The sequence below is a fragment of the Photorhabdus sp. P32 genome (assembly GCF_038085095.1).
In the GTDB taxonomy this organism is placed as follows: Bacteria; Pseudomonadota; Gammaproteobacteria; order Enterobacterales; family Enterobacteriaceae; genus Photorhabdus; species Photorhabdus luminescens.
Genome location: NZ_JAZGJN010000077.1, coordinates 1 through 897, shown reverse-complemented (window position 1 = coordinate 897; position 897 = coordinate 1). Strand labels below are relative to the sequence as shown.

Sequence of the window (897 nt, the reverse complement as noted above, 5' to 3'; positions counted from 1 at the left end):
CTATGACCTCGATCTTTTATCCATTTACACGTTTAGACTTCCAGACAGCTAAATCTAACTAAGTATTAACAGAATGTCGAGGCTTTACAAGTAAGCTGAAATTATTTCATTTCTGGTTTTACAACAATGTTCAACATGATAATAGTTAATAAATTTTTAATATTTATAACATAAAATAATTTAAGCTTCATTTGTTATATGAAAAAATAATAAAGAAAATTTCACTTAATAACGAGATGAAATACATTAAAAATCAATGATATTTTCGGTAAAAATCAGGAAGTTCAAGACAAAAAGACAAGATTAGAAGAAGTCAAATTACACGCTATAAATATTAAAAGCAATACACCCTAAGAAAGCAACAAGATTAAATAATAAAATATTCTTATTGTTAATATTGAGTTATAAGATTTATCTTCAATACTGAAATATGCGATTTTCTTATAACAACAAGCTAATTTGAATCAAATGCTAATAATAAGTATGGTGATAGGGAAAACAGACAATTACACAATTTAAATTACAGTCTCATTACAGGTTATAAGAGCGGACAAAACCCTGATCCAAAATTTTCCTAAAAAACAAATATAAAAAAGAATTGAAAATTTTTGGTTATTCTAATTCATCAGTTCAAAAAGCTATTTAAATTATATACCTGCTCTATCATTACAATATATTTTAATTATTTAAGACTGATAAACCCGTTATCTGTTTCTTAAAGGGAATAAGTAAATAAATAATACCTACCCTAAAAACGCAAAAACCCCCAGCTCTCGCTGAGGGTTTCCACTGTATTTAAAGCCTGGCAGTTCCCTACTCTCACATGGGGAGACCCCACACTACCATCGGCGCTACGGCGTTTCACTGCTGAGTTCGGCATGGGGTCAGGTGGGACCG

General features: G+C 30.1%; 1 rRNA gene. It reads right to left on the bottom strand.

Annotated features, from left to right (window positions below):
* Positions 1-800 precede the first annotated feature (800 nt).
* A 5S ribosomal RNA gene (gene rrf / locus V2H77_RS00305) occupies positions 801-897 on the bottom strand; the annotation flags it as partial.